The organism is Kribbella sp. NPDC048837, assembly GCF_055586945.1.
Map to the genome: position 1 here is coordinate 502,085 of NZ_JBVJHF010000002.1, position 25,869 is coordinate 527,953.

The following is a 25,869-nucleotide window of genomic DNA, read 5'->3' on the forward strand; positions in this document are numbered from 1 at the left end:
GTGGTGGAGCTCGTCGGCGCACGGTGAACTGCTCAGGCACCACGAGGGTGCTGAGCAGTCAGCCGGGCTGGTGTTGCTTACCGACGGGGGTGGTAGTCGTCGGCGTCGTAGTCGTCGCCGTCGTTGTCGCCGTTCGCAGAAGCGTTCCCACCCTGCTCACCGGACAGCTCACGCTTGAGCTGGTCCAAATCGGTGTCCCAGGTGCGGTACTTCAGGTCGCGAGCGACCTTCGTCTGCTTGGCCTTTGCACGGCCGCGCCCCATAGCGTCGACCCCCTCGCACAAGTCAACCGGGTACGCAGCGTGGCGCCCACGGATCAGTCGTCAGTAATCGTGATCCAAGGATACCCGGAGCGAGGGATCGACACACGCACCGGCCCCCTGGCCTGGGACCACAGAGGTCCGATCACACCGCCGGCGGGGTGGCCCGGTCCCCTCGAACCGGCCCACCCCGCCGCGTCCGGCCCCGTTATTTGACCTCGCGACGTGAGCTTGCCCACAGTCCGACGATGGTCGGGACAACGATCCAGACCCCGATCGCGGTCAGCGTCTCGGGCAGCATCCCGTGCAGGTCGCGCTCCGCGATCCGGCCGAAGGCGCCGAACACGTCCAGCCAGTTGGCGTTGTCCTTGAACAGCGCCGGCCCGGCGAGCGACCAGGCGGTCGGGGCGATGAAGTAGACCAGGATCGCGACCGCGGTCTGGGCGATCACCGCACCGAAGGCGGCGCCCATCACCACGTTCAGCGCGACGGTCAGGTAGGCCCCGGCGAGCTGCCCGCCCAGACCGGCGTACGACGTGGTGTGGTCGGTGACCGCTCCGGCGAGCGCCGTACCGGCGAGGGCGATGACGACGACCGCGGTCATCACCACGACGCTCAGCACGATCGAGGAGACGAACTTGGCCAGCTGGACCCGCACCCGGCGGGGCGACAGCGTGAACGTGGTCAGCGCGGTCCGCTGGGTCCACTCCGACGTCATCGCCATCACGCCGATGACCGGCAGGAGCAGCATGACGCTGGTCGACGCGGCGCCGAGGAAGCCGTCGATGCCGGCCGGTCCCTGCGGCAGGTGGGTCAGCTGCCAGCCGACCGCGATCGCGGCCAGCAGCAGGATCGCGGCGATCAGGACCCGGCCGCTGCGGGTGTTCACCGCCTTGCGGAGTTCGATGGTGACGAGTTTCAGGAAGGACTGCCCGCGGGCGGGCGGCAACGCGGTCGCCACCTCGGCCCGGTGCTTGGCCGGGGCGGTCGGCGCGATGTCAGTGACGGTGGTCATGGTGATGAGCTCCAGGAAGTAGGTGTGATCAGGCCGCGACGGCGGTCGGACTGGTGAGCTGGAAGAACAGGTCCTCCAGGCCGGCGCCGTCGCTCTGGCGCAGTTCGAGCAGGATCTGGCCGGCGGCCGCGGCGGCCCGCCCGACCTGCTCGGCCGTGGCGTCGACCCGCAACGAGCCGTCGTGCAAGGGCTCGAGCTGCAGACCGGCGGCGGTGAGTGCCTCGTTCAGGCGGATCGGGTCGAGACCGCGGACGAGCGTGCCGGTCCCGGCCAGCAGCTCCTCCAGCGAGCCGTTGGCCACGATCCGCCCGCCGCCGATGACGACCAGCCGGTCGACCGTCGCCTGCACCTCACCGAGCAGGTGGCTCGACAGGATCACCGTGCCGCCGCGGGCGGCGAAGTCCTGCAGCAGACCGCGCATCCACCGGATGCCTTCGGGGTCCATCCCGTTGGCCGGCTCGTCCAGGATCAGTACGGCGGGATCGCCGAGCAGCGCACTCGCGATACCGAGCCGCTGCCGCATGCCGAGCGAGTACTGACCGACCCGGCGCTTCGCGGCGTCGGTGAGCCCGACGGCCTCCAGCATCTCGCCGACGCGGGCCTTGGGGACGCCGAGCAGGCTGGCGTTCAGCAGCAGCGTCTCCCGGCCGGTGCGGCCCGGGTGCTGCGCGGCGGCGTCCAGCATGACCCCGACGACCCGGCCCGGGTTCGGCAGGTCGACGTACCGCTTGCCGGTGATGCTCGCGGAGCCGGAGGTCGGCGGGGTGAGTCCGGTCAGCATCCGCAGCGTGGTCGACTTGCCGGCGCCGTTCGGGCCGAGGAAGCCGGTGATGCTGCCGGGCTGGACGGTGAACGACACATCCTGGACAGCCGTGGTGCTGCCGTAGCGCTTGGTCAGGTTCTCGACGGTGATCATGGCAACGAGTCAACCGGTCGGCACCCTGTTCGCACATCGGACAACCGGCTGCACCGACCCCCTACGAAAGTCGTCCGGGAAGACCCCGGATCCCACCCAGATGGGGGACGTGACGGCGGACGCCGGACAACTACGCTGACAGAATGCGACGGTTGCGCCGGTGGTACGCCTGGTGGGTCAGGCATGCCCCGCGCCTGCGCGACATTCTGTACGTCGCCTTCAGCCTGCTCACCATCGTCGCCCAGGCCGCGTCCGGCGGCGGAGGCTGGAGCGTCAAGGACTGGTACGTCCTGGGCGTCGGCGTGGTGGCGTCGTTCGCGCTGCTCTGGCGCCGGCGGTTCCCGGCGACCGTCACCGCGATCACCGTGGTGGCGATGCTGACCTCGGGCATCTTCGTGCCGATGGGGCTCGCGCTGCTGACGCTGGCGATCCGCCGCCGCGACCTCGTCCTCGCGATCCTCGGACTGGCCGCGTACGCCGCCTACGTCCTGAACACCTGGGGTGGGGACGGCCAGTTCTGGGTGCCGGTGTTCTCGGGCCCGTTCCTGGTCGGGACGTGGGTCGCCATCGGCGCCTACATCGGCGCCCGCCGGGACCTGATGGTGTCGCTGCGGGACCGGGCCGAGCGGGCCGAGGCGGAGCGCGAGCTGCGCAGCGAGCAGGCCCGGCTGGGCGAGCGGGCCCGGATCGCTCAGGAGATGCACGACGTCCTCGCGCACAAGGTCTCGCTGATCGCCCTGCACGCCGGTGGACTCGAGGTGAACCCGGCCGTCGGCCCCGACAAGGTCGAGGGGTCGGCCCGGCTGATCCGGGAGACCGCACGGCAGGCGATGGAGGATCTCCGCGAGGTTCTCGGCGTACTGCGTTCTGACGTCAGTGTGGACGGGGCCGACCTGACGCCCGTGCCGCAGGCGTCGGATCTGGAGCGGCTGGTCGCGGCATCGCGGGACGCCGGGGTGAGTGTGACGGGTGAGTTCCTGCTGCCGGACGACGTACCGGTCTCGCTCGGCCGGACTGTCTACCGCGTGGTCCAGGAGTCGCTGACCAACGTGCACAAGCACGCGCGGGGCGCGTCGACGGCCGTGGAGGTGCACGGCGCCCGGGGCGAGGGCGTGACGGTGAGGGTGACGAACGTGCGGCCGGTGGCTGCTGGTTCACTGCTCCCGGGCGCCGGAGCCGGCCTGGTCGGGCTGCGTGAGCGAGTGCAGCTGGTCGGTGGCCGGCTGACGACCGGACCGACGGCGGAAGGGGGCTGGCGGGTGGAAGCCTGGCTGCCCTGGGAAGACCACCGGCAGAGCGCCGAGCCGGTGTTCGTCGACACGGTGCTGAATCGCGAGGAAAGGGAACGATGACGCGGCTGCTGATCGTGGACGACGAGGCGCTGGTGCGGGCCGGGCTGAAGATGATCCTGGAGTCCGACGAGGACCTCGAGGTGGTCGCCGAGGCCGAGGACGGCGCGGACGCCGCGGCGATGGTGAAGGAGCACCGGCCGGACGTCGTCCTGATGGACATCCGGATGCCTCGTCTGGACGGCCTGGCCGCGACCCGCGAGGTGCAGGCGCTGCCCGATCCGCCGAAGATCGTCGTGCTCACGACGTTCGACCTGGACGACTACGTGTTCCGGGCGCTGCAGGCCGGCGCGAGCGGCTTCCTGCTGAAGGACACGCCGCCGCGGGAGCTCGTGCAGGCGATCAAGGTGGTCGCGGCCGGCGAGGCGATGCTGTCGCCGGCAGTGACCCGGCGGCTGATCGGGCACTTCGCCGCGGACCCGCGGGCGGACCGGCGGCGGGCGGCCCAGGAGCGGATCAGCAAGCTCACCGAGCGGGAGCGTGAGGTGCTGGTCGAGGTCGGCCGCGGGCTGCAGAACTCCGACATCGGCAAGACACTGTTCATGAGCGAGGCGACGGTGAAGGCGCACGTGTCCCGGACGCTGGTGAAACTCGACGCCACCAACCGGGTCCAGGTCGCGATCCTCGCGTACGAGGCCGGCCTTCTCGACACGTAGGAAACCGGCCCGGGCCGTCGGAGGGGTGGGGGACGACGGCCCGTGCCGGTTTCACTGGCCAGCGTGCCTGGGGGAGAGGACGCTGACACCGGTCCGCGCGCCCGGGGGGAAGGGCGCCGACCGGTAGGACTCAGACGCGGCCGAAGGCCACGCTGCTGGTCCAGATCTTCGCCTTGGCGACCGGGCGGCCCGGCTTCGAGGCGTGCCACAGCATGTTCCCGCCGGCGTAGATGCCGACGTGGTACACGCCGCCGCCACCGCTCTTGAAGAACACGAGGTCACCCGGCTTGGCGGTCTTGCGGCTGATGTGCTTCGTCGCGCTGTACTGCGCCCGCGACGTACGCGGCAGCTTCTTGCCGGCCTTCTTGTACACGTAGCCGGTGTAGCCGGAGCAGTCGAAGCCGCGCGGGGTCGTGCCGCCGTAGCGGTACGGCGTGCCCTTGAGCTTCGCGGCCTCGCGGAGCACCTTGGCCCGGAAGGTCGTGGTGCCGCTGGAGGCGCCGTACTTGCCGTAGAGCACCTTGTGCTTGGCTGCCCAGGTCAGCCGGCCCCAGGTGTTCTTGTCCATGTAGCCGGTGGCGCGCAGACCCCAGGAGGTCTGGAACTTCTTCAGCACCCGCACGGTGCTGGTGCCGAAGTAGCCGTCCGGGCCCAGGTGCAGGGCCCTCTGCACGTACTTGACGGTCGGGCCCTTGTCGCCGAGGCGGAGCAGCGGCCTGCTGGGAATGCTCCAGTACCCACGCGGCGTGGTGGTGGCAGTTGCGGAAGTGGTCGCCGCCGAAGCGGTGGCCGGAGAGGCTGTGACCGAGAGAGCGGCTCCACTGCCGACCGCGAGGCCGACCGAGAGAACGGCCGCGGCGGCTCGGGGAGTCGCAGGCTTGGTGGACTTGCGGTGCCTCGCGGGGGTCCGGCCGGTAGGCCGGGTGGTACTGATCTCGTTCTGGCTGACGGCGCGCGAAAGCGACGTCCGTCGGGCAGTGACGGGCATGGTTGTCTCCCGACGCCTGTGAAGTTAGCTGTCGGGTTCGGGCTGGGATTCATCGCCCGGTCCGCTCCCGCGGACTTCACCCCAGGGTTTCGACCACTCACGGTCGAGACCCAACTTCCTGGGTCCCCCACCCCTGCCAAAGTTGTTCGAGGGGAGCAGGCGGGCCTTGGCAGGGCTCGGCGTTGACCCGTCTGCGGTTCGTCGTCTTTACCGAACCGCCGACGACTGTATAACAGAATGATCACGACGCAAACCCTCAGATCCACAGAGACCCTCTGGAAAGCCCTGGATGGCTCTCTGACGGATCAGGGAGCCGGGGTGAACACGAGGTGTCCTGAGCGCGTCTGAGCGGGGCTCAGGCGGCGAATGAGAGGTTCCGTGTGACTCCGGTCACATTTCACGGTTGCTGTCTGTGACAACGGGCACAGTGCGTGCCCAGGGCACCCTAAAATCCTTGCGAATTCAGCTATTTTCCGAGCAGTTCGACGAACCGGTCCAGGCCGACGTTGCCGCCCGACAGCACCACTCCGACGCGCTCGGGCAGCCCACGGATCCGGCCGGCCAGCAGCGCGGCCAGCGCGCACGCGCCGCTCGGCTCGAGCACGATCTTCAGCCGCTCGAACGCGAACGCCATCGCGGCCACGATCTCCTCGTCGCTGACCAGCTCGAACGCGTCCACCAGCCGCCGGTTCACCGCGAAGGTCAGCTCGCCGGGCGTCGAGATCGCCTGCCCGTCGGCGATCGTCCGCGGTACGTCGATCTCCACCCGCTCGCCCGCGGCCAGCGACCGGGCGTGGTCGTCCCCGGCGGCCGGCTCGACGCCGATCATCCGGATCCCCGGCGACATCATCGTCGCCGCGGTCGCGCAGCCGGCCATCAGCCCACCGCCCCCGACCGGGACGAGCAGCGCTCCGAGGTGGCCGACCTCCTCGATCAGCTCCAGCGCGACCGTCCCCTGCCCGGCCATCACGTCGTAGTGGTCGTACGGCGGAATCAGGGTGAGTCCACGCTCGGCCGCCAGCTCCTTGCCCAGGGCGGTCCGGTCCTGGGTGTAGCGGTCATAGGTGACCACCTCGGCGCCGTACCCCCGGGTGGCGGCCAGCTTCGTCGGCGGCGCGTCCGTGGGCATCAGGATGACCGCCTTGGCCCCCGCGATCCGGGCCGCCAGCGCGACCGCCTGCGCGTGATTCCCCGACGAGTACGCCGCGACGCCGTACCGGAGCTGCTCCGGGGTGAGCCGGCTGATCGCGTTGAACGCGCCGCGGAACTTGAACGCGCCGATCCGCTGGAAGTTCTCCGCCTTGAGGAACACCCGCGCCCCGACGCGCTCGTCCAGGGTCCGCGAGGTGAGCACCGGCGTACGGTGGGCGACGCCGGCGATCCGGTCCGCGGCGGCCCGGACATCTGTGAGACTCAGCTCGGCCATGGGGTGACGCTATACCGATGTCAAGATCGGGCGGACGGCTCCGTACTGATGGACGAAAGGCGCCCAACCGGGGGCCACGGCTGAAGGAGACACCGTGAAGTACCTACTGGTCCTGAACATCAACCCCGACGTGCTGGCCGCGCTGAACGAGGAGGAGCAGCAAGCCATCTTCGCCGGGCACGAGAAGTTCATGGCGACGACACAGGAGTCGGGGGAGTTCCACAGCACGGTCGCGCTGGCCGAGCCGGCCAGGACCGCGGTGGTCAAGGTCCGCGACGGCGTCCCGGCGGTGACCGACGGGCCGTTCCTGGAGGCCAAGGAGTTCCTGGCCGGCTACTACCTGATCGACGTGGCCACGCCGGAGCGCGCCTACGAACTGGCCGCGATGATCCCGGACGCCGCGATCGAGGGCCTCGGCGTCGAGGTCCGGCCGGTCGTCCACGAGGTCGGTCTCTGAGAAACACCGAAGGGGGTTCTCCACAGGTGGTGGAGAACCCCCTTGTTTTATGAGGTTTCAGTCCGTCTGGTCGTCGACGTTCGCGTCGGCCGCGTTCTTCTTGATCGACTCGATGCCGTTCAGCGCTCCGGCCTTGCTCGTGTAGCTCTCGCTGCTGGTCGCGATCACTTCACCGTTGCCGGCCTTCAGCCGGAACCGGAACTCGCCCGACTTGTCCTTGTAGAGCTCGAACTTCCCCGCCATCGGTCTACCTCCACCTGAATTGGTATCACTCCGTTCCGGAGCGTAGCGTCGTCAGCCCGCCGGAACCTCGCGCACCACGCCGGGCGGCCCGGACCAGCCCGGCCACGGACCGGGCGGCGGACCGTCGCCGTCGGGACGCTCCTCTTCCACTGTCTTGTACGGCGTCATGCCGCGGGCCTTGTAGTTGCCCAGCGCGGCAGGTCCGTCGAGGGTGTTCGTGTTCACCCAGACCCGGGTGATCGGGTCCACCCCGGCGTGCCGCTCGTGCACGGTCCACGCGTTCCGCAGGCCGACCGTCAGCAGGTGACCGCCGATCCCACGGCCGATGAAGCCCCGCAGCAGTCCGAAGTTCTCGATCTCGGTCTCCTGGCCGACGCCGCGGAGGGCGACGTACCCGGCCGGTATACCGCCGACCCACGGCACGTAGGTCTCGAAGCCGGGCCGGCTCAGCCAGTCGACCCACTGGTCCCAGTTCCACCCGAGCTTGCCGATCCAGTGCCAGTGACCGCCGACCGCGGTGTAGAGGTAGCGGGCGAACTCCGGTGAGAGCTCCTCGACCCGCCTGACCTCGATCGGCTGCTCTCGCGCCGGCACCAGCTCGTCAGGACTTCTCTGCTCCAGGTAGGTCATGACGCTGAGGGCCAACTACTGCTCCTTCTCCACTACGCCGCGGATGCCCGCGACCGTCATGTCGATCCCCAGGGAGTAGTAGCGGTCCCTGGACGTAGGGCAGATCAGCGTATCCGCGGCGCTGGCGACCAGCGGGTACTTCCGCGGCGGCAGGGCGGCCAGCGACGCGCGCTTGCGCCGCATCGAGTCCTCCCGGGCCACCGGGTCGCTCACCTCGCGGGCGATCGGGTCCGTGGTGACCAGGGCGATCAGCGAGCAGAACGACTGCCGGCCGACCTCGGCCGCGTCGTCGACGGAGAACCCGCCCTCGGTGAGCAGCTCCATCGCGCGCTCGGCCATCACCAGTCCGGGATCGGTCACCAGGATGCGGGGCAGGGTGAGGTCCGCCACCCGCGGGTGTGCGCGCAGCGCGGTCACGAAGGCCGTCAGCAGCTTGTGCAGCTGCTTGTCCCACCGCTCGTCGGTCGGCTCCGGCAGGACGACGTCGGTCAGCATGCGATCGCCGAGCGCGGCGAGCAGGTCGTCCTTGTCCTTGAAATGCCGGTACAGCGCCATCGGCGTGACGTCGTGCTGGGCGGCCAGCCGGCGGAAGGTGACGGCAGCCGGGCCCTCGTCGTCGGCGATGGCCAGCGCGCTGTCGACGACCTTCGCCGGATCCAGGCGGCGGGAGGTCTCTTTGGTGATCACGTTGACAAGTTTACACCGTAGACCTACCGTCTACTACGTAAGCTTACGCCGTATACATACAACGTAGACTCTCTTCCGAGTGAGGTAGGACAATGCGACGCAGTCCCTGGGCCACCCTGGCGGTGCTGGCTCTCGCGCAGTTCATCGTGGTGCTCGACGTGACGATCGTGAACGTCGCGCTGCCGCACATCCAGGCGGACCTGAACTTCTCCGCCGACTCCCTGCAGTGGGTGATCAACGCCTACACACTGCTCTTCGGCGGCTTCCTGCTCCTCGGCGGGCGGATGGCCGACCTGCTCGGCCCGCGGCGGGTGTTCGTGGCCGGCCTGTTGCTGTTCGGTGCGACCTCGCTGGTCGCCGGGCTGTCCAACTCACCCGAGTTCCTCATCGGTGCGCGCGCCGTACAGGGTCTTGGCGGTGCACTGCTCTCGCCGGCGGCGCTGGCGATCCTGACGATGACGTTCGCGCACGGACGTGAGCGGAACATCGCCATGGGTGTCTGGGGTGGTCTCGCCGGTCTTGGTGGAACGCTCGGTGTCGTCGCGGGCGGCATATTGGTCGATTCACTCAGCTGGCAGTGGGTGTTCTTCGTCAACGTGCCGATCGTGATCGCGCTGGTCGCTGTGGTGCCGGTGTTCGTTCGCGACGTACGGCACTCTGCTGGCCGACGTACGTTCGACACTCTGGGGGCGGTGCTCGGGACTGCCGGACTCATGGCTGTTGTGTACGGCGTCGTGCGGTCGGAGCCCGCGGGATGGGGATCGGCTGAGGTTGTCGGCGTACTGATTGCTGGCGTGGTCCTGCTGGCTGCGTTCGTCGTGGTGGAGCGTCGGTCTGCTGCTCCGCTGGTGCCGATGCGGTTGTTCCGGTCGCGTGCGCTGAGTGTTTCGGGCGGATCGCTCGCTCTGAACGGAGCTGCGTTCCTCTCCATGTTCTTCCTGACCGCTATCTACCTGCAGCAGGTCCGCGGGGACACGGCGCTCGAGGCGGGCGTGCACTTCCTGCCCATGGGCGGTGCGGCGATCGTCGGTGCTCTGTTGGCTTCGCAGCTCGTGCAGCGGGTCGGCACTCGTACGGTGCAGCTCGCCGGCGCCGTACTGAGCGTGGTCGGACTCCTCTACCTCTCGCAGGCCGACGTCGCCGGCAGCTACGCGTCCGAGCTCCTGCCCGGCCTCATCATCTTCGGTTTCGGCATCATCGGCGTCGGCGTCCCCGGCCAGATCACCGCCGTCTCCGAAGTCCGCCCCGTCGAAGCCGGCGCGGCATCCGGTGTGGTCAACGCGATGTACCAGGTGGGCGGCGCACTCGGCCTCGCCATCGTCACCACCCTCTCCATCACCCACACCACCAACGAACTAACCCACGGCGCCTCCCAGCAGTCCGCCCTCCAGTCCGGTTTCCAACGAGGCCTCCTGGTAGCCGCCCTCTTCGCCGTAGTCAACGTCCTCCTAACCCTCGCCACCCCCCAACTGCAGCCCACCTCAGAACAGCTGACCGAAGCAACAGCCGCGGCGTAGTTCTCCAGCAGCAGTCCCGGCCCAGGCGGGCCGGGACTGCTGTTTACTGTGATGCTGTGATGCCTTGGCCGCACTGCCGGAACGCGAGAGATCTCGGTGGACTCCCGACCGGCGACGGTGGTCAGATCCGGGCCGGTGCTCTGATCCGCAGTGACAACCTCGATCAGCTTAACGACGAGGGACTCGCCGCTGTCCGGGCTGCCGGAGTCAGCCGCATTGTCGACCTCCGTAGTGCATGGGAGTGCGAGACCTTCCCATCACCGTTCGCTGACGACGAGCGTTGGCTCAACGTGCCGTTGACCGACCCCGCCGATCCTGACGTGTCCGAGCAGGACCTGTTCAAGCAGTACCGCCTTCTGATCGACGACTACCGCGATCGCTTCGCATCCGCCGTCACTGCGATCGCCGACGCGCCTGCTGGATGTGTAGTGGTTGCCTGTCATGCCGGCAAGGACCGGACGGGTCTTGTTGTTGGGCTGACGCTGGATCTGCTCGGCGTACCTCACGTGGCGATCGCCGCCGACTACGCCACCGCCCCCGCGTCCAGCAGCTCACTTCCCGAACTGGCGCCCCCGCGGCCCGAGACCATGCTTCGCATGCTGGCTCACCTCGAGACTTGGTACGGCGGGACTGCGGCGTACCTGCTCCGGTCCGGTGCAACCCCGACCCAGCTCACATCGCTGATCTCGCGCTTCCACTAGTTGGGTTTCGGGGAGGGCGTCGGGGTCGTCCCGGATGTTTGCGGCGCGCTGGTTCGTGAGGGTGGGTGGACGGACTGGTGATGGGAGCTGGGGATGCGGGTGGTGGCTGTGGTTGCGGTGGCGGTGGTGGGGATGGGGCCGGGGGTGGCGGTGGCTGGGCCGCCGGATCCCTTGCAGGCAAGGCTGGATGAGGTGGTGGCTGGTAGTTCGGTGGGGGCGCTGGCTGAGGTGCGGGACGGGCGGCGGGTGTGGCGGGGGACTAGCGGGGTGGCCGAGGTGGGGTCGACTCGGGGTGTGCCCGTTGACGGGCGGGTGCGGGTCGGGAGTATTACGAAGACGTTTGTGGCGACCGTCGTACTGCAGCTCGTGGCCGAGGGGCGGGTGAGGTTGGACGACTCGGTGGAGCGGTGGCTGCCGGGCGTTGTGCCGAATGGGCGGAACATCACGGTGCGCCAATTGCTCAACCACACCAGTGGTTTGTACGACTACAAGGACACTCTGCCGATGCCGCCCGCGCAGGAGTTCTTCGACAATCGGTGGCGGACGTGGGCGGCATCCGAGTTGGTCGAGCGCGCGGCGGCTCACGGGCCGGAGTTCGAGCCGCCGGGTTCGGCGTACTCGTACTCGAACACCAACTACCTCCTGCTCGGCGAGATCATCGAGAAGGTCACCGGACGCTCGTACGGCCAGGAGATCGAGCGCCGGCTCATCCGCCCGCTGGGGTTGAGTGGTACGTCGGTGCCGGGTACGTCGCCGTGGATCCGCGGACCGCATCCGCACGGCTACATCCGTACTGAGCAAGGTCTTCTCGACTACACGGAGCTGAATCCGTCGCTCTTCGGCGCCAGTGGCGAGATGATCTCCACCACCGCGGACCTCAATCGCTTCTTCGCCGCACTGCTCGGCGGCCACCTCCTCCCGCGCCGGCTGCTCGACGAGATGAAGACACCGGGCATCAAGGACGGCACCTACGGCCTGGGACTGTCGTGGCACGACACCTCGTGCGGGATCCGTGTCTACGGCAACGATGGCGACGCGCTGGCGTACCAGGCCTATTCGTTCTCCACAGCCGACACCCGCCACCAGGTCACGGTCGCCGTCACCCCCAACTTCACCACCAACCCCGACGGCCCCGTCAACGCCTTAATAGACAAGGCGATCTGCCGCTGATGGGTTCACACTGCTGCTATGACTCGCTTCACCGATGAGCAGATGCAGGCCGCGCTGACCAAGACCCGTGAGTACACCGTCGTACTCCTCGAGGCAGGACCGCAGTACGGCACGGACGACGCCAGGGCGATCATCTGGGAACACGGCCGCCGCAACTTCGAACTCCGCGCCGACGGAATCCTCAACATCGTCTGCCCGATCGCCGACGACTCCCCGCTGTGCGGTGTCGGGATCTTCAGCGGCACCCCGGACGAGATCCGCCGCGTCATGGACGAAGACCCGGGCGTCCGAGCCGGAGTCTTCACCTACCACCTCCACCCAGCCCGGAGTTTCCCGGGCGATTCGCTCCTCGCCTGACGCGCGTACCATCCAGAACATGGCTGCGCGTGAGCCGCCCGGGGGGTCCGAGCCGGTGTCGCGGTCGGGGGATTCGTCGTCCGCACCGCGTGGATCGCGGCCTGCTCGCGGCCGGCGGCTGGACACCCGGACGTTGGTCATCAGCTGGATCTGGGCGATCCTGCCCTTCGTCACCCTCGGCCTGGCCACACCTGTGACCTTCCTGTGGGCGGCGCAGCGGGTGCGATCCAAGCACTACGTGGTGGCCACGATCGTGTACTCGGTGCTGGTCGTGCTGGGATTCGTCGTGACGAACGAGGACGTCTCCTTCGCCTTCCTGACGATTGCCTGGGTGGGCGGCACCATGCACGCGCTGGCGGTTCGCTCCTCGGTCTTCCGTTCGCAGTCGCCGTCCGAGCAGCTCACGATGGAGTCAGCGGCGGACGCCGCCCGGGACCGTCGCGAGTTGCGGCGCAAGGCCCGCGAGATCGCCACCGAGGATCCGGGACTGGCGCGCGAGCTCGGGATCGGCCGGTCCGACGAGCAGCACGACTTCGACGACGGCGGTCTGGTCGACGTCAACAGTGTTCCTGCCAACGTGCTCGCGCAGCTGCGCGGGATGACGCCGGAGCTGGCCGAGCGGGTCGTGCTGGTGCGCGAGACCCGTGGTCCGTACTCGTCTGTCGAAGAGCTCAGCGTGTTCGCCGATCTTCCACCGGGCCTCTGCGATCGGCTTGCCGAACGTTTGCTGTTCCTCCGCGACTGACGGATGCTCCGCGAGCTGACGACGGAGCCGGCCGAGTACCGGTGCGCGGCGCTTCCGGTGTCGTGCACAAACATTTGACAGTGGCATACGTCAAGTGTTTAGTCGCGTGCGCAAGGTCATCAAACAAACGACAGTGCAGATGCTCTTGAATGCGTTCTCCGGGATATTTTTGTCTGCAGTTAATTGGCTGGCGGAAATGAAGGGGTGGTGCCAGACTCAGGGTAACGACGGAGCCCTTATCGCCGGCTCTGCGACTGCTGCACGACCTGCCACCAAGCGCTGGCCGCCATTGATCGCGGACCTGGCCGGCTCGGGGAGGCAGGAGGGGCGGGATGACCGATGATCCCAACGCCCGCGCGGAGTTGCGGGCGCAAATCGAAGCTCGGCGGGCAGGTATCGCCACCTTCCTGCACGCAGCCCGGCCGCGCCGGAATCGACTGATCAATGTCAGCATCGTCAGTAGCGCGACAGCGGCCGTGCTCGTCGGCGGTCCCGCCTTGGCCGGGCCACCGTTCACCAACGCGATCAAAGAGGAATTGTCACTCAGCAGTCCCGCGAGTGTTTGGCAGCCGCTCTGCCTGGCCGCGTTGATCGTCTCCTTGATCTCGGCCATTTCCAGCAACCTGAGCAAATCTCACGACCTCGCCGCCCATGTCACCGCCGCGGAGGTTTGCAATACGGAACTCGAAGGTGTGCTGACGTCCCTCCAATTCGGGCAGGTCTCGGTGGAGGAAGCCGCCGATCAATATCAGCACTGCGTCAGCAAGATCCCGTTCGTCGAGGAGGTGCCGGACACGCAGCGTACGGGCGGCGCATCCTGACACGACCTCGCCGGGCACCAGCCGCGGGCTGCGCGGATGGACCTCGACCGCCGCCCGGAGCTCTGCGGGTTTCCCCGTGAGGTTGATCCCGGGACTTGTCCTGCGTGAGTTGCAGGTTCAGGATGCGGTTCGGGATGGAGGGCACATGAGAATCCGCCGACTAGTTGTTGCCGCCACAGTTTCGTCCGCCTTGGTTGCCGGGGTGATGTCGGTCCCCGTCGCCACCGCCGTACCGTCGAGTCCGGTGTCGTCCGGCTACACGCCGCCGCCCGTGCAGTGGGGCGCGTGCAGCAATCCGCGCCTGGCGAGCGCCGGCGCGCAATGCGGGTACGTCGTCGTACCGCTCGACTACGACCATCCGGACGGGACGAAGATCCAGCTCGCCGTGTCCCGGGTGATGCACAAGACCCCTGACTCGCAGGCGCAGGGCCCGATGCTGGTCAACCCGGGTGGTCCGGGTGGATCCGGCCTGATCTACTCGATCCTCGGCCCGGCGATCCCGCATGGTGCCGGCGATGCCTACGACTGGGTCGGCTTCGACCCGCGCGGGGTCGGCGCGAGCAAGCCGGCGCTGAGCTGCATCCCGGACTATGCCGGCTACAACCGGCCGTTCTACGTGCCGGTCACGCCGAAGATCGAGCAGACGTGGCTCAAGCTGTCCAAGTCGTACGCGAAGGCCTGCGACGCCAACCAGCACGCGCTGCTCAGCCACCTCAAGACCACCGACTCGGTGCGCGACATGGAGAGCATCCGCAAGGCGCTCGGCGCTCCGCAGATCAACTACTACGGCTTCTCGTACGGCACCTACCTCGGTCAGGTGTACGGCACGCTCTACCCGAACCGGCTGCGCCGGGTCGTCTTCGACGGCGTCGTCAACGCGACGCGGGTCTGGTACGACGCCAACCTCGACCAGGACATCGCGTTCAACAAGAGCGTCAAGGTGTTCTTCCAGTACGTCGCCGCGCACGACTCCACCTGGCACCTCGGTAAGACCGAAGCCGCCGTCGAGCGCCTGTACTACTCGCAGATGGTCAAGCTGATCGGCCACCCGGCCGACGGCAAGATCGGCCCGTCGGAGTGGACCGACATCTTCACGCAAGCGGCGTACTACGTGTACGGCTGGGTGGATGTGGCCAACGCGTTCGCCGCGTGGGTGCACAACAAGGACGCCGCACCACTGGTCGAGCTGTACGGCGGTCCGCCGTTCGACGACAACGGGTACGCCGTCTACCTCGGCGTCTCGTGCACCGACGCGCCGTGGCCCGCGAAGTGGAGCACGTGGCAGCGCGACAACTGGCGCACATTCGCCAAGGCTCCGTTCCTGACCTGGGCCAACGCCTGGTTCAACGCGCCGTGCTTCTACTGGCCGGCGAAGGCAGGCAAGCCGGTCAAGGTCGACGGCCGCGGCGTGAAGAGCCTCTTGATGATCAACGAGACCCTGGACGCGGCAACGCCGTACTCCGGCGCTCTCCAGACCCGCAAGACGTTCCCCAACGCGGTCCTGATCGAGGGCGTCGGCGGAACCACCCACGCCGGCTCGCTGTCCGGCGTGACCTGCACCGACGACCGCATCGCGGCGTACCTCCAAACCGGAGCCCTGCCACCCCGCAAGTCCGGCAACCGCTCCGACGTCCAATGCCCGCCGGTCCCCGCCCCCGAACCAGAAACCCTGTCAGCAGCCGCCAAATCCACCACCACCGCCGGCTCCTTGAGAGCCTCCCTGTCAGCGCCGATCCGCTGACCTAGCCGTACCGACGACCGACAGCCGCGTCGGCAGGACCAGCTCCTGCCGGCGCGGCTGTTCCCTGTCTGTGATCCAGACCAGATTGCCCCTGAACCGTTTGGCGTTCCCACGGAACGGTCACACTGGGATGGATGCCTGTCGCTGCGCGTCAAACGCTCGCTGGAGTGAACTGCGATTCGCGCGCGACGGCAGGGCCGTGAGGTTCGACGGAGGGGGCTCGAGTGGTGGAACTCGAGATGCTCGATACCGATCAATGGCAGGTCCTGAGAGACGTCCGCCTCCGAGCGCTGAAGGACTCTCCGGCGGCCTATATTGCGGATTACGAGGAGGAAGAGTCCTGGACCGAGGCAGATTGGCGACATAAGTTCTACCGCGCCCAATGGGTGATAGCCCGCGATCGCGACCAGATCATCGGCCTCGCACGCGTACTCCGCGTCGACAACCGCCCACCCGACGAGCGACACATCGAGTCCGTCTGGGTCGATCCGAAGTACCGAAGGTCGGGCGTCCTACGCGCGATCCTGCAGTACCTGACCGACGTGGAGCCGACGATCAGAGACTGGCTCGTCTGGGTCCTCGACGACAACATCCAGGCACGCAGGGTCTATGACCGGCTCGACTTTCACCCCACAGGTGAGGTTCAGCCCCTGACCGACGGCTCCGGCCGAAATGAGATCCGGCTGAGGTTCCGACGCCGTGGGCGCCCCGGATGACAGCGACTTGACGCCGTAGCCACAAGAGATCCACTTCGTCAGCCCGAGCTCGGCGAGCGCGTCCCCTTCGCCGAGGACCGACTTGTACCTCGTGAGGACCTGCTGCCAACGGATCTCATCCTCTTGCCACCTCTCGACGAAGCCTACGCAGAGCTCCGCCGAGATCCCCGATGCCTGCTTCTCGGCGAAGCGCAGCGACTCCTGGGCTTGCAATATGTGCAGGTAGGTCGTCCGATCCGCCGTGAGCTGCTCCGCCGAAAGCGCGTTATCGATCTCCCGGATCATCCGCAGGCGAACCGCCTTGAAGTGCTCCCAATAACTGGCTCGAGATGCGGCCCGCAACTGTTCCTTGAAGTCCCAGCCGGGTCTGTACTCGAAGAGCGCATAGAGACCCTCGGCGAGTAGATCTCCGAACTCCTCACGTTCCGCGCGTCCCGGATCCGCGAACGGTAGGTACTCGGCTTGCCGGACCTCTCCGATCTTGGGCAGCGCGCGCTCGGCAGCGTGACGGGCGAAGAAGAACCAATCTTCGTTGTAGATGTCCGGGAAGAACGAGAGCTTGGGGTCCCGCAGATTGACGCCTAAGACTGCCCCGCTGACGAACACGTCTTGGCTGAGCCTGGCGAGGCGCCGCGCATGGCAGACGACCGAGTTGTCGGGAAACTGCCGGCTGACCATCGATGCCACGGCATGACGATCGAGGTAGCCCGTCAGTCGCTCGATGTCTGAAGGGCGGAGCCGACTGATGTCGTCGTCGACAAAGAGGATCTTGCTCCAGCCCTGCAACCGGCCGAGCAGAAGCCCGATGTTCCGCTTGATGCTCAAGTCACTGGAACGATCGGCGCATGCGTCGCGAAATTGCCGGGTGGAGGTCAGCAGGGGAATGTCCAGCAGTGGAGTGCACTCGTCTACCTCGACGACGAGCGCTCGAGCACCGAACGTCCTCTCGACTCGTTCTGCGACTTGGTCGATATGGGCCTGCCGGCTGCACAACACGACCAGCGGTACAGACAGCGTTGCGGATAAGGAGATGACGTCCTGCAGCGCGGACGCCGGCCGTGCGGCCGGAACCACGATTGCGTTCAGGCGGCTGCGGCTCGAGGGGACAACGGAAGCGGACACATCGCGGAGCAGGGAGGCATGGGATTGTCCATGCCTGATCTGGCGGCTCACTCGGACGGCTCTCCGTTCGGTGACCATTCGTAGAGACGGTTCTCGGGATTCTCCAGATCGGGCGTGAGCGCCTCGCCGTTCACCACTGTGACCCGCATGAGTAATGCGAACGAGCCGGTCGGGAACCGGCGGGCGACGTACGCCTCGTTCTCCTGGCGGATGGCGGTATCGGTCAGCGTGCGGACTGAGCCCAGCACTCCGCGGCTGTAGACACCACTGCAGATGGTGATGGTGCGGCTGTGGTTGAACGGGTTTCGCATCCGTGCCAGGAGTCCGACGTCCTCGACCAGTTCGCGACGTTTGCCGTTGTGCCACGCGTCCTGCGCCTGCTCGGCCTTGATCTGTTCCAGGTTCATCGCTTCTCGCCGAGCGCCTTTGCGATCCGCCCAGCGCGGACGGAATTCTCGGCCGCCAGGCTCTCTCAACCGAAAGATCTCGCCATTCTCCAGATCTGGGACGGAGACCTGCTCGAAGGGCAGTTCGTCCAGCACTTGCTGCAGCCGTTCGGCGACCTGGTTCCAGGCGATGCCACCCAGCACAACCAAATCACCGGACAAGTCGTCGGCGACCACTTCCGTCGGAAGCCGGTGTGCGACGTTGTTCAACGCAGGATTGGACGCGCGGATGTGACCCCATAACTCGATCAGCGCATCAAGGTCCGCGTAGCGATACAGCCGAGTGTGGTTGGGATTGACGTCCTTTGCGAGCGGCGAGCGACCGTCCGCCGGCGCTTCCGGACAGATGATGGTGATCGGTCCCGTCGCGAATGCCCAGGTGCTGGAGCTGCTGATCTGCGAACCGGCTTGGCCGGTAGCCGAGTTCCGGAGATCGATGAGCTCTTCGTGCAGCACAGTGAAGCGGTCCCGATCGGCCGGAGTCAGATCCTCTTCACGCGGTAGATGCAGATCGCCGATGGCCGCGTCAGTCTGTGAGAAGAACAGTGCGTACACATGTAGGCGTTCCTCGGGTGGCACCTTTGCCGTCGTCGACTCGGATTCCCAGGAACTGATCGCTGCCACCGAGACCTTGCTGTGTTCGCTGAAGGCGCGAACCAGGTCTGCCTGTTTGAGTCGATGAGACGTTCGCAGATCCCGAAGTCGCCTGGCGAGTCGCCCGGCCTCTGATGGAGGGGCCACTGTCACTCCCAAAGGGTCGGCCAACCGCAGGCAGTCAAAGGAGCACCATACTGTCTACTGAAGTACACCGGCCACCGCTGAACTTCAAGTCTGGGACAAGGTTTGGCGCGCCCTCGTCTATAACGCGCGACGCACCGCTTTGTTACTCCCTCCACGATCGCTCCGTCGCGACACGCCTAGATCTGGCGGCGATTCCACCTGCGATCTACCGTAGGAGTGAACTCAACTTGTAGTCAGCTGAAGCCACTCGGTATGTGGGAGAGGGCGATTCAATCGACTCAACCGGCGTGATTGTTTGACCGAAGCAGGTGCCCCATGAGCAGATCCCTCGGCGTAGTACAGATGCTCACCGCGACGCCTTCGCCCTTCGTGGGCGTTCGGCCCTACCTCGTCGAAGCAGGGCGGGGAAGCTTCGTCAGCCAGGATCACGCCAGTCTGTGGGGCGTGGTTCGTGACGACCCTCCACGGCCATGAACACCGTTCCAGCGGAGGTCGACGCGATCGACTCGCTGGAAATTGGTGATTGGCGGACCGCTTGGCGAATCCTCGACGGGGGTGGTCTGGCGGATGCGTACGTCGGAGCCAATCTGCGGGCGATCTCGCGGGCGATGTCGTATCGCGCGGCAGGTCAGCACGGTCTGGCCTGGGAGACTCTCGCCGGCGCAGCGGCGAGAATTCATCGCGGTCAGCGGTTCCCCGTTCTGCCGACCAAAGTGGGCGATGTTGTTCGGCTCGCGTTGCCGCCGGATCCCGGTGGGCAGGCAGGGGCCGCGTTCCGTACTGTCCGGCTGATCTGGCGTGAGCAAGGCGAGTTGAGTCTGCTGCGACGCCAGGCGGCTGGCCCGCCGATCGGCCTGACTGAGGACAGGAACACTCTTCTTCTGGCATTCGTCGAATATCTGTGCTGGGTCGAGTTCGACCGTGAGAGCTGGATGCAGGAGGAACCTCCGGACGACGAGAGTGCGTCGGTGGAGGCGCGGATCCACGAGTTTCGCGAGCGGCGCCGGGATGCGTTTCTGCGGAGTGCTACCGAATTGCGCCGCCTGCATCGTCCGAGGGCCGGCGGGATGACTCGGGCGGTCTGGGATCGTGCCGACCAGTACTACGGATTGCGGCGGATGGCGATGGATGCGCTGGCTGTCCGCCCGCCACCACCGTGGCTCGACTCTTCGGCGCCGGCCGGGATTCCGGCGCGGAAGGGCGCCCGGATGGCCTGGACGATCGCGCAAGCAGCCTGATGGAGCGCGAGCAGCCGGATCGAGGCGGTCTTTGCATGGTCTTTACCAGTCAATCGCTTCAGACATACCCTTTGGGGAACCGTGTTCCATCGCATGGTCGGTGTCGGCATCGTTGAAATCGTCAACAATGTCAAGGGTCCGGCAGCGCGCGAAGGAGGGTTCGATCTGATGTTCGCCTTCCTGACTGCGCCTGGGAGCTGCAACCAGAATCTCGAGCCCGAGGTCCGCATCGCCGACGCCGCGCCTGCCGATCTCGTCAGGACGACCGATCTCGGGCTGGGTATCGGTGTCGAGCTCGATCTGGCGGACCCTGAGCGCTGGCGGTCGGTCAGCGTGCATCGATGGGACGAGACCGACCTGGCGCTGTTGGACGCGGTGATCGGACCGGACGCCATACGACGCCTGAGTGAGCTACGCGCCGACCTCCTGGTGTCAGGTCGGCGGCACGCCGAGAGTGAGCTGATCGGATTCACGCCGGCCCGGGCCTGGCGCCGGATCGCTGTCATCGATGCGTTGGACTGGTGGCTGCAGCTTCCGCTTGATCAGGCGCTGCTGGATGCCGAGCGGGCAGTGGTCCGGGCCCAGGCGGCGAAATCGCTGCCGGCGGGCCCGCTCCGGCGGGATCGCACCAACCAGGCGTTGGTGCTCGCGCGGCGATCGGCCGACGGGTTCGCCGACTACCTCACCGAGCTGACGGAGTCGGCGTCCTCGTTGCCCCGGGCTCTGTTCTCTGGCCTCTCCCGCCTCGTCAACGGATATGCAGTGCTCGGTCGCCGGGTGATCGACGGTCCGGATGACGAGCTGGGGGCCGTGGCGCACGCGTGGCAGAGCCTGAAGGCCGCGGTGCCTGTCGTCAGTACCTTCAAGCTGTCGGACCAGTCCGTGACCTACCAGTCGAGCGATACACCGCTTGCCGGTAGCGGGATGCTGACCAGTTCGGTGGATCCGCGCCAGTTGCGAGCTCGCATCGTCGACACCGACGTACAGGCGCAGGAAATCCGCATGGTGATGTCGCGCGAGGGCTCGGCGGTTCGTGTGATCGTGCCGGCATTCGGGTCGCGGCAGCAGTCCGCCGTACTCGCGGATCGCCTGATGGTTCGCTTGGTCGACACCAGGTCAGGGGCAGCGCACGAGCCGGTGCTGCTGACGTTGCGATCCGGCCGTGCGGCCGAGCGACTCGGGGTACGCGCGCCTGTCTTCACGGAGGTCGTTCCGCTGCGCGGTGCGCCCCTCGAATACTTGCGCGCGGACGTGTTCGACCCCGACAGCGACGCAACGCCCGCGCAGACCGACAGCGACAGCGCGTTGCTGCGTCAGCGACGCGCACAGTTCGTTCTCGGTGAGTGGCGCCGCGCGGCGGCCGAGGCGCGTCTGTCCCGTGGGGTGAAGATGCGAAATCGCCGGCTGGCGCGGCTGGTCGACGTACTCATGCAGACCGGTGAGGCCGATCAGCCCGCGTTCTTCGGAGGGCCGACGCCGGCAGAGTTCGCGCAGCTGATCGAGCATCCGGATGTCGCCGCCCATCGGTGGTTCACATCGACCGACGGAGCGGGTGAGCTGCTCGTCGCCGAGCTTGCGGCTGTGCACGCCAATCGCTGATTGGGTTGGACTCTCGCGCGGTGATGCCGCCGCGGCATCGTTGTTGGCCTGGACCTGCTGGAGTACGGCGTACTTGACGTCAGGGGAGGCGTCCGTCATCGGGAGCGGACGCCGCTCCTTTGACTCGGGAGCAGCGCCATGACCGTGACGAGAGTAAGCAGTCTGAACAGAAGCCGGAATCCTGTGCTGGTTCGACCTGCCGGCGCCCTTGATATCCAAAGGCCGGACGGCCTGATGCAGGTGGGGGCGCGGATCGCCTCCCGGCCCGCGGTCTCGCTGTGGTTCGTGATGGCGGGCGATCTGGCGACCGTGGTCTGGATGTACACCGTCGGTTCGTGGCTCGACGGGACCTCGAAGTTCACTGCCACGGCTACGCTCGGCGGCCACCACATCGTCGTACTCGTGCTTGCTGCCATCGGCTTCGCGATGCTCGCAACACTCGCCGTCCTGACGGACGGCTTCGCCCACTCGACCCCGCGACTGTCGCTGGCCAGGAACGTGGCCTGCATCATCTCCGTCGTTGCTCTGACCGGCGTGGTGGCTCTCATCCTCGCCGGCCTGCTGAGCCGGATCCTCTTCGGTCGCTTACGCCCTTGAATCTATTCGCCGGTGGCGCCGTCGATGGCTTCGCGGAGCAGGTCGGCGTGACCCACATGGCGCGCGTACTCCTCGATCACGTGCTCGAGGATGAAGCGCACATCGGTGTCGCCGAACTCCGGGTTCGGCACGATTCGCGCGAGGTCTTGCGTGACCGTGGCGAACACCTCTCGCGAATCTGCGCAGGCCGCCAGGTAGTCGGCGTAGACATCCTTGGCCGGCGTGGGGTCCGCCTCGTCGAACCACTCGTCACCCTGAGCCGTGACGTAGGACCGATAGGAGAAGAAGCGTGGCGTCGTGCCCGCAAGCCTCCGCTGGAACCAGTAGCGCTCGACACCCTGCAGATGGCGCATCAGCCCCAGGAGGGTCAGCTCCGACGACGGCAGAGGCCGTTGCCGGAGCTGAGCCTCGGAGAGGCCCTCGCACTTCCACAAGAAGGTCGCTCGGTGGTAGTCGAGGTTCGAGGCAATCACCTCGAGCCATGATCCCGACAACTCCCGCGCGGGCCTGACGATCGTCTCGATCACAACGTCGCTCACTCTGTACCTTCCCTAGGCCTCACCGGCCTCGTCCGAGGTCGCCTACCTCTCCGATGAACCAAGTGCTCACAGATCGACAAGGTCGAGCAAGAAAAAGTTCGGCGACTACGCCTCGAGAGTGATGTTGACAGTGTTATATGACAGTGTCAGCATGGGTGAGTGGCAGGGACTACCGAATTGTGGACGCTGGATCAGCTGGCTGAGCTGGTCGAGTCGGCGCTGGCCGTGGACTACCCGGGGCAGGTCAACGGGCGGGTGCGCGCGGTGCCGGACCGGCGGGCGATTCGGTGGTACTCGACGATCGGGCTGGTCGATCGGCCGGCCGAGATGCGTGGTCGTACTGCGTTGTACGGGCGCCGGCATCTGCTGCAACTGGTCTCGATCAAGCGGCTGCAGTCCCGGGGGCGCACACTGGCCGAGATCCAGGCCGAGTTGGCCGGGGCGACCGATCGGACGCTGCGAACGATTGCCGCACTGCCGAGTGAGCCTTCAGCCGCGAGCGCGCCGACACCTTTGGCTGAGTCGACGCGGGAGCGGTTCTGGATGGACCGGCCGACCTCGTCGCCCGATACAGACGGGACCGGGCTGGTGACGGCGGTTCGGTTGGCTGATGGGGTCACGGTGGTGCTCGACGGCGTCGGCGTACCGCCCACTCAGCTGACGGCTGAGCAGTTGTCGGCGCTCCGCTCCGCCGCCGCGCCTCTGCTCGCCGAGCTTGCCCAGCAACGCCTTACCGCCCAGCGAGAATCTGGAGACCCGACATGAACGTGATCACCACCCTGGATCCCGACGAGCTGCGGCGCCCCACGGACGAAGGCGGGCTCGGGACACTACGCACGGAGCGCGGGAACCTTCCGCTGGAGCGGATCGACGCGCACGCAACCATCACCGGCCTGGTCGCGCGGACAGTGCTGACCGAGGACTTCCGCAATCCGCACGACGTCGCGCTCGAGGCGACGTACGTCTTCCCGCTGGCGGCCAGGGCCGCGGTCACCGGGCTGCGGATGGAGGCGGACGGCCGTACGGTCGAGGCCGACTTGCAGGAACGCGCCGAGGCGCGGGCGGCGTACGACGCTGCCCTGGCGGCCGGTCAACGGGCGTCGATCGCCGAGGAGGAGCGGCCGGATGTGTTCACCCTCCGGGTCGGCAACATCATGCCCGGGGAGCGGGTGACGATCCGGCTGACCATGGTCGGCCCACTCCCGTACGAGGACGGCGAAGCGACGTACCGACTGCCTCTCGTGGTTGCGCCCCGCTACATCCCGGGTGAACCGCTGCCCGGCCGGAGTGTTGGTGAGGGCGTCGTGCCGGACACCGACGCCGTACCGGACGCGTCCCGGATCACGCCGCCGATCCTGCTGCCCGGATTCCCGAACCCGGTGCGGCTGGGGATCCGCGCCGATGTGGATCCGGGCGGCCTGCCTTTGCACGGCATCCGATCCAGCCTGCACGCGATCAGCAGCTCGGTCGAGGGACGCGTGACCAGCGTCGCCATCGAGCCCGGTGAGCGGGTGGACCGTGACTTCGTGCTCCGGCTGGCGTACGGCGAGAAGGAGGCGACCGCGACCGCGTTGACGGTCGAGCCCGACGATTCGGATGCTGGGCAGGGCACGTTCGAGCTGACCGTATTGCCGCCAGTGGATACAGCGGCTCCGCGACCGCGCGACGTCGTCCTCGTCCTCGACCGGTCCGGCAGCATGAGCGGCTGGAAGATGGTCGCGGCCCGGCGTGCGGCGGCGCGGATCGTCGACACGCTGACGGATGCCGACCGATTCGCCGTACTGACGTTCGACACGGTCGTCGAGCACCCCAAGGATCTACCGACCGCTCTGGTCGACGGCACGGATCGGAATCGATTCCGCGCGGTCGAACACCTCGCCGGCGTGGGCGCCAGGGGCGGCACCGAGATGCTCACGCCGCTTCGCGAGGCCACTTCCTTGTTGGCCGGTTCGGACCGTGAGCGTGACCGGGTGCTGGTGCTGGTGACGGACGGGCAGGTCGGCAACGAGGACCAGATCCTGTCGGAGCTGACCGGTGCGCTAGTCGGCGTACGCGTCCACACCGTCGGCATCGACCGGGCCGTCAACGCCGGCTTCCTCGGCCGCCTGGCCGCGGTCGGCGGCGGCCGCTGCGAGCTGGTGGAGAGTGAGGACCGGCTCGACGAGGCGCTTGACCGGATTCACCGCAGGATCGGTACGCCGCTGCTGACCAACCTCACGCTCTCCGCCGACGGGCTGACGCCGGTCGACGGGACGACGAGTCCTGCGCGCATGCCGGACGCTTTCGTCGGCGTACCTCTCGTGGTTCGCGGCCGCTACCTCAACGCGGCACCCGATGCGGCACTGCGGCTGCAGGGCACGACCGCGGCTGGCGAGCCATGGCACGTCACTGTGCCCGCCGTCTCCGCATCGAGCGGCGTGCTCGCGCCGGTCTGGGCGCGAGCCCACCTACGCGACCTCGAGGACCGGTATGCCGCGGGCGCGGACAACCCGGACGAGTTGGAGCGTCAGATCGTCGCCACATCCCTGCAATACAAGGTTCTCTGCCGCTTCACCGCGCTGGTCGCAGTCGACTCGAGAGTCGTCGCGGAAGGCGGCCCCGGCCACCACGTGATCCAGCCCGTCGAACTCCCCTCCGGCTGGGACGCCGACCAGTTCACCGGCGTCTCGCTCGGATTCCGGGCCCCGGCAATGCCGGCCGCCTTCGCGACCGATGCGGCCGCCGTCAACCTCGGCGGAGGCCTACAGTCGGCCGGCGCCGCCGACCGACTCCGCCAGCGCCGAGCCCGAGCGTTCTCAACCCCCTTGGCGCGCCACGCCGACCCCAACCGCGACCTGGTGGACGAAGCCCGAACCCAACTAGCCGCCGAAGCCCGCCTCCTCAAAGCAGCCGGCACGCCCACCAGAACCGAACGCCTGACAATCCTCGCCGACCTAGCCACCCGCCTAACCGCCCTGATCCAGCACCTGACCCCCACCGTCCACGAAACCGTCCTAGCCCCCCTACGCGAGCTGGCCACCGCCCTATCCACCTGCGAAAGCCCCACCCCACCCGCCGACATAGACGCCCTCTGGCAGAAGGCCATCACCGTCCTGGAAGCCTTCACCGGAACCCCACCAACAAACGAACCCAACCGCACCACGTTCTGGAAACGCCCGCGCTGAGGGCATTAGCTAATGGTGCGGCTCCGGC

At 67.5% G+C, this 25,869-nt stretch carries 26 protein-coding genes and 1 riboswitch; of the genes, 16 read left to right on the plus strand and 10 right to left on the minus strand.

From position 1 onward, the window contains the following. Window positions 1-77: 77 nt before the first annotated feature. From ACZ6O0_RS10265 to ACZ6O0_RS10275, 3 genes are all read right to left on the minus strand, one after another. Window positions 78-263: a DUF3073 domain-containing protein gene (locus ACZ6O0_RS10265; protein ID WP_465764526.1), complete on the minus strand. Its 186-nt coding sequence runs from the start codon at window positions 261-263 to the stop codon at window positions 78-80. A 205-nt stretch (window positions 264-468) separates the two neighbouring features. Beyond that, window positions 469-1,275 carry an ABC transporter permease gene (locus tag ACZ6O0_RS10270; RefSeq protein WP_465764527.1) on the minus strand — a complete coding sequence of 269 codons (807 nt, stop codon included), beginning with the start codon at window positions 1,273-1,275 and terminating at the stop codon, window positions 469-471. 28 nt (window positions 1,276-1,303) lie between these two features. Further along, the gene (locus ACZ6O0_RS10275) at window positions 1,304-2,191 is read right to left on the minus strand and encodes an ABC transporter ATP-binding protein (protein ID WP_465764528.1); all 888 of its coding nucleotides are present in this window, start codon (window positions 2,189-2,191) and stop codon (window positions 1,304-1,306) included. Between the two features lie 143 nt (window positions 2,192-2,334). On the opposite strand from ACZ6O0_RS10275, the gene ACZ6O0_RS10280 reads away from it, so the two are divergent. Together ACZ6O0_RS10280 and ACZ6O0_RS10285 are read left to right on the plus strand one after the other, a co-directional pair. Beyond that, window positions 2,335-3,543 (plus strand): sensor histidine kinase, encoded by a 1,209-nt coding sequence (locus ACZ6O0_RS10280; RefSeq protein ID WP_465764529.1) that lies wholly within the window; start codon window positions 2,335-2,337, stop codon window positions 3,541-3,543. Then, complete coding sequence (locus tag ACZ6O0_RS10285; RefSeq protein WP_465764530.1) at window positions 3,540-4,196, plus strand: response regulator; 657 nt, start codon at window positions 3,540-3,542, stop codon at window positions 4,194-4,196. The genes ACZ6O0_RS10280 and ACZ6O0_RS10285 overlap by 4 nt, the downstream gene beginning before the upstream one ends. Before the next feature lie 130 nt (window positions 4,197-4,326). Here ACZ6O0_RS10285 and ACZ6O0_RS10290 read toward each other — a convergent pair whose 3' ends face one another. Together ACZ6O0_RS10290 and ACZ6O0_RS10295 are read right to left on the minus strand one after the other, a co-directional pair. Next, window positions 4,327-5,184 carry a C40 family peptidase gene (locus ACZ6O0_RS10290; protein WP_465764531.1) on the minus strand — a complete coding sequence of 286 codons (858 nt, stop codon included), beginning with the start codon at window positions 5,182-5,184 and terminating at the stop codon, window positions 4,327-4,329. Continuing rightward, window positions 5,184-5,356: riboswitch (cyclic di-AMP (ydaO/yuaA leader) on the minus strand. It overlaps the preceding gene by 1 nt. 294 nt (window positions 5,357-5,650) lie before the next feature. After that, window positions 5,651-6,610 carry a threo-3-hydroxy-L-aspartate ammonia-lyase gene (locus tag ACZ6O0_RS10295; protein WP_465764532.1) on the minus strand — a complete coding sequence of 320 codons (960 nt, stop codon included), beginning with the start codon at window positions 6,608-6,610 and terminating at the stop codon, window positions 5,651-5,653. Window positions 6,611-6,704: 94 nt separating this feature from the next. Between ACZ6O0_RS10295 and ACZ6O0_RS10300 the strand changes: the two genes are divergently transcribed. Continuing rightward, window positions 6,705-7,067: a YciI family protein gene (locus tag ACZ6O0_RS10300; protein WP_465764533.1), complete on the plus strand. Its 363-nt coding sequence runs from the start codon at window positions 6,705-6,707 to the stop codon at window positions 7,065-7,067. Between the two features lie 57 nt (window positions 7,068-7,124). Here the strand turns inward: ACZ6O0_RS10300 and ACZ6O0_RS10305 are convergent, their stop codons facing one another. Genes ACZ6O0_RS10305 through ACZ6O0_RS10315 form a run of 3 tightly spaced genes read right to left on the minus strand, consistent with a single transcriptional unit; the run spans window position 7,125 to window position 8,627 of the window. Then, window positions 7,125-7,310 (minus strand): YegP family protein, encoded by a 186-nt coding sequence (locus ACZ6O0_RS10305; protein ID WP_465764534.1) that lies wholly within the window; start codon window positions 7,308-7,310, stop codon window positions 7,125-7,127. A gap of 51 nt (window positions 7,311-7,361) precedes the next feature. After that, window positions 7,362-7,955 (minus strand): GNAT family N-acetyltransferase, encoded by a 594-nt coding sequence (locus ACZ6O0_RS10310; protein WP_465764535.1) that lies wholly within the window; start codon window positions 7,953-7,955, stop codon window positions 7,362-7,364. Continuing rightward, window positions 7,956-8,627 carry a TetR/AcrR family transcriptional regulator gene (locus ACZ6O0_RS10315; RefSeq protein ID WP_465764536.1) on the minus strand — a complete coding sequence of 224 codons (672 nt, stop codon included), beginning with the start codon at window positions 8,625-8,627 and terminating at the stop codon, window positions 7,956-7,958. Window positions 8,628-8,719: 92 nt separating this feature from the next. Between ACZ6O0_RS10315 and ACZ6O0_RS10320 the strand changes: the two genes are divergently transcribed. The 8 genes from ACZ6O0_RS10320 to ACZ6O0_RS10355 all read left to right on the plus strand — a co-directional run bounded on the left by ACZ6O0_RS10320 (window position 8,720) and on the right by ACZ6O0_RS10355 (window position 16,395). Next, complete coding sequence (locus ACZ6O0_RS10320; protein ID WP_465764537.1) at window positions 8,720-10,144, plus strand: MFS transporter; 1,425 nt, start codon at window positions 8,720-8,722, stop codon at window positions 10,142-10,144. Between the two features lie 59 nt (window positions 10,145-10,203). Beyond that, on the plus strand, window positions 10,204-10,845 hold the full coding sequence (locus ACZ6O0_RS10325) for a tyrosine-protein phosphatase (protein WP_465765584.1): 642 nt from the start codon (window positions 10,204-10,206) through the stop codon (window positions 10,843-10,845). 132 nt (window positions 10,846-10,977) lie between these two features. Beyond that, window positions 10,978-12,015 (plus strand): serine hydrolase domain-containing protein, encoded by a 1,038-nt coding sequence (locus ACZ6O0_RS10330; RefSeq protein WP_465765585.1) that lies wholly within the window; start codon window positions 10,978-10,980, stop codon window positions 12,013-12,015. 18 nt (window positions 12,016-12,033) lie between these two features. Beyond that, window positions 12,034-12,372, plus strand: a complete 339-nt coding sequence (locus tag ACZ6O0_RS10335; RefSeq protein WP_465764538.1) for a hypothetical protein — start codon at window positions 12,034-12,036, stop codon at window positions 12,370-12,372. A gap of 19 nt (window positions 12,373-12,391) precedes the next feature. After that, window positions 12,392-13,117, plus strand: a complete 726-nt coding sequence (locus ACZ6O0_RS10340; RefSeq protein ID WP_465764539.1) for a ComEA family DNA-binding protein — start codon at window positions 12,392-12,394, stop codon at window positions 13,115-13,117. A 332-nt stretch (window positions 13,118-13,449) separates the two neighbouring features. Beyond that, entirely contained in the window at window positions 13,450-13,938 is a 489-nt protein-coding gene (locus ACZ6O0_RS10345; RefSeq protein WP_465764540.1) for a hypothetical protein, read from the plus strand. A 145-nt stretch (window positions 13,939-14,083) separates the two neighbouring features. Then, window positions 14,084-15,679, plus strand: coding sequence for an alpha/beta fold hydrolase (locus ACZ6O0_RS10350; protein ID WP_465764541.1), 1,596 nt, complete (start codon window positions 14,084-14,086; stop codon window positions 15,677-15,679). Window positions 15,680-15,918: 239 nt separating this feature from the next. After that, window positions 15,919-16,395, plus strand: a complete 477-nt coding sequence (locus tag ACZ6O0_RS10355; RefSeq protein WP_465765586.1) for a GNAT family N-acetyltransferase — start codon at window positions 15,919-15,921, stop codon at window positions 16,393-16,395. A gap of 1,169 nt (window positions 16,396-17,564) precedes the next feature. On the opposite strand, the gene ACZ6O0_RS10360 is transcribed toward ACZ6O0_RS10355, so the two are convergent. After that, complete coding sequence (locus ACZ6O0_RS10360) at window positions 17,565-18,587, minus strand: hypothetical protein (protein WP_465764542.1); 1,023 nt, start codon at window positions 18,585-18,587, stop codon at window positions 17,565-17,567. 587 nt (window positions 18,588-19,174) lie between these two features. On the opposite strand from ACZ6O0_RS10360, the gene ACZ6O0_RS10365 reads away from it, so the two are divergent. The 3 genes from ACZ6O0_RS10365 (at window position 19,175) to ACZ6O0_RS10375 (ending at window position 22,138) form a co-directional block, all read left to right on the plus strand. Beyond that, entirely contained in the window at window positions 19,175-19,942 is a 768-nt protein-coding gene (locus ACZ6O0_RS10365) for a hypothetical protein (RefSeq protein ID WP_465764543.1), read from the plus strand. Between the two features lie 93 nt (window positions 19,943-20,035). Then, complete coding sequence (locus ACZ6O0_RS10370; protein ID WP_465764544.1) at window positions 20,036-21,541, plus strand: hypothetical protein; 1,506 nt, start codon at window positions 20,036-20,038, stop codon at window positions 21,539-21,541. Window positions 21,542-21,775: 234 nt separating this feature from the next. Continuing rightward, entirely contained in the window at window positions 21,776-22,138 is a 363-nt protein-coding gene (locus tag ACZ6O0_RS10375; RefSeq protein WP_465764545.1) for a hypothetical protein, read from the plus strand. A gap of 2 nt (window positions 22,139-22,140) precedes the next feature. Here the strand turns inward: ACZ6O0_RS10375 and ACZ6O0_RS10380 are convergent, their stop codons facing one another. Further along, the gene (locus ACZ6O0_RS10380) at window positions 22,141-22,677 is read right to left on the minus strand and encodes a DinB family protein (RefSeq protein ID WP_465764546.1); all 537 of its coding nucleotides are present in this window, start codon (window positions 22,675-22,677) and stop codon (window positions 22,141-22,143) included. A 159-nt stretch (window positions 22,678-22,836) separates the two neighbouring features. Between ACZ6O0_RS10380 and ACZ6O0_RS10385 the strand changes: the two genes are divergently transcribed. Next, the gene (locus ACZ6O0_RS10385) at window positions 22,837-23,442 is read left to right on the plus strand and encodes a MerR family transcriptional regulator (protein WP_465764547.1); all 606 of its coding nucleotides are present in this window, start codon (window positions 22,837-22,839) and stop codon (window positions 23,440-23,442) included. Further along, window positions 23,439-25,841, plus strand: a complete 2,403-nt coding sequence (locus tag ACZ6O0_RS10390; RefSeq protein WP_465764548.1) for a VIT domain-containing protein — start codon at window positions 23,439-23,441, stop codon at window positions 25,839-25,841. Before ACZ6O0_RS10385 ends, ACZ6O0_RS10390 begins: the two co-directional genes overlap by 4 nt. The last annotated feature ends 28 nt before the right edge of the window (window positions 25,842-25,869 follow it).

Excerpts from the sequence above, each read along its gene's own strand:
- ACZ6O0_RS10265 (WP_465764526.1), bottom strand. The coding sequence starts at position 263 with ATGGGGCGCGGCCGTGCAAAGGCCAAGCAGACGAAGGTCGCTCGCGAC.
- ACZ6O0_RS10270 (WP_465764527.1), bottom strand. The coding sequence starts at position 1,275 with ATGACCACCGTCACTGACATCGCGCCGACCGCCCCGGCCAAGCACCGG.
- ACZ6O0_RS10275 (WP_465764528.1), bottom strand. The coding sequence starts at position 2,191 with ATGATCACCGTCGAGAACCTGACCAAGCGCTACGGCAGCACCACGGCT.
- ACZ6O0_RS10280 (WP_465764529.1), top strand. The coding sequence starts at position 2,335 with ATGCGACGGTTGCGCCGGTGGTACGCCTGGTGGGTCAGGCATGCCCCG.
- ACZ6O0_RS10285 (WP_465764530.1), top strand. The coding sequence starts at position 3,540 with ATGACGCGGCTGCTGATCGTGGACGACGAGGCGCTGGTGCGGGCCGGG.
- ACZ6O0_RS10290 (WP_465764531.1), bottom strand. The coding sequence starts at position 5,184 with ATGCCCGTCACTGCCCGACGGACGTCGCTTTCGCGCGCCGTCAGCCAG.
- ACZ6O0_RS10295 (WP_465764532.1), bottom strand. The coding sequence starts at position 6,610 with ATGGCCGAGCTGAGTCTCACAGATGTCCGGGCCGCCGCGGACCGGATC.
- ACZ6O0_RS10305 (WP_465764534.1), bottom strand. The coding sequence starts at position 7,310 with ATGGCGGGGAAGTTCGAGCTCTACAAGGACAAGTCGGGCGAGTTCCGG.
- ACZ6O0_RS10320 (WP_465764537.1), top strand. The coding sequence starts at position 8,720 with ATGCGACGCAGTCCCTGGGCCACCCTGGCGGTGCTGGCTCTCGCGCAG.
- ACZ6O0_RS10325 (WP_465765584.1), top strand. The coding sequence starts at position 10,204 with ATGCCTTGGCCGCACTGCCGGAACGCGAGAGATCTCGGTGGACTCCCG.
- ACZ6O0_RS10330 (WP_465765585.1), top strand. The coding sequence starts at position 10,978 with ATGGGGCCGGGGGTGGCGGTGGCTGGGCCGCCGGATCCCTTGCAGGCA.
- ACZ6O0_RS10335 (WP_465764538.1), top strand. The coding sequence starts at position 12,034 with ATGACTCGCTTCACCGATGAGCAGATGCAGGCCGCGCTGACCAAGACC.
- ACZ6O0_RS10340 (WP_465764539.1), top strand. The coding sequence starts at position 12,392 with ATGGCTGCGCGTGAGCCGCCCGGGGGGTCCGAGCCGGTGTCGCGGTCG.
- ACZ6O0_RS10345 (WP_465764540.1), top strand. The coding sequence starts at position 13,450 with ATGACCGATGATCCCAACGCCCGCGCGGAGTTGCGGGCGCAAATCGAA.
- ACZ6O0_RS10350 (WP_465764541.1), top strand. The coding sequence starts at position 14,084 with ATGAGAATCCGCCGACTAGTTGTTGCCGCCACAGTTTCGTCCGCCTTG.
- ACZ6O0_RS10355 (WP_465765586.1), top strand. The coding sequence starts at position 15,919 with ATGCTCGATACCGATCAATGGCAGGTCCTGAGAGACGTCCGCCTCCGA.
- ACZ6O0_RS10365 (WP_465764543.1), top strand. The coding sequence starts at position 19,175 with ATGAACACCGTTCCAGCGGAGGTCGACGCGATCGACTCGCTGGAAATT.
- ACZ6O0_RS10370 (WP_465764544.1), top strand. The coding sequence starts at position 20,036 with ATGGTCGGTGTCGGCATCGTTGAAATCGTCAACAATGTCAAGGGTCCG.
- ACZ6O0_RS10375 (WP_465764545.1), top strand. The coding sequence starts at position 21,776 with ATGCAGGTGGGGGCGCGGATCGCCTCCCGGCCCGCGGTCTCGCTGTGG.
- ACZ6O0_RS10390 (WP_465764548.1), top strand. The coding sequence starts at position 23,439 with ATGAACGTGATCACCACCCTGGATCCCGACGAGCTGCGGCGCCCCACG.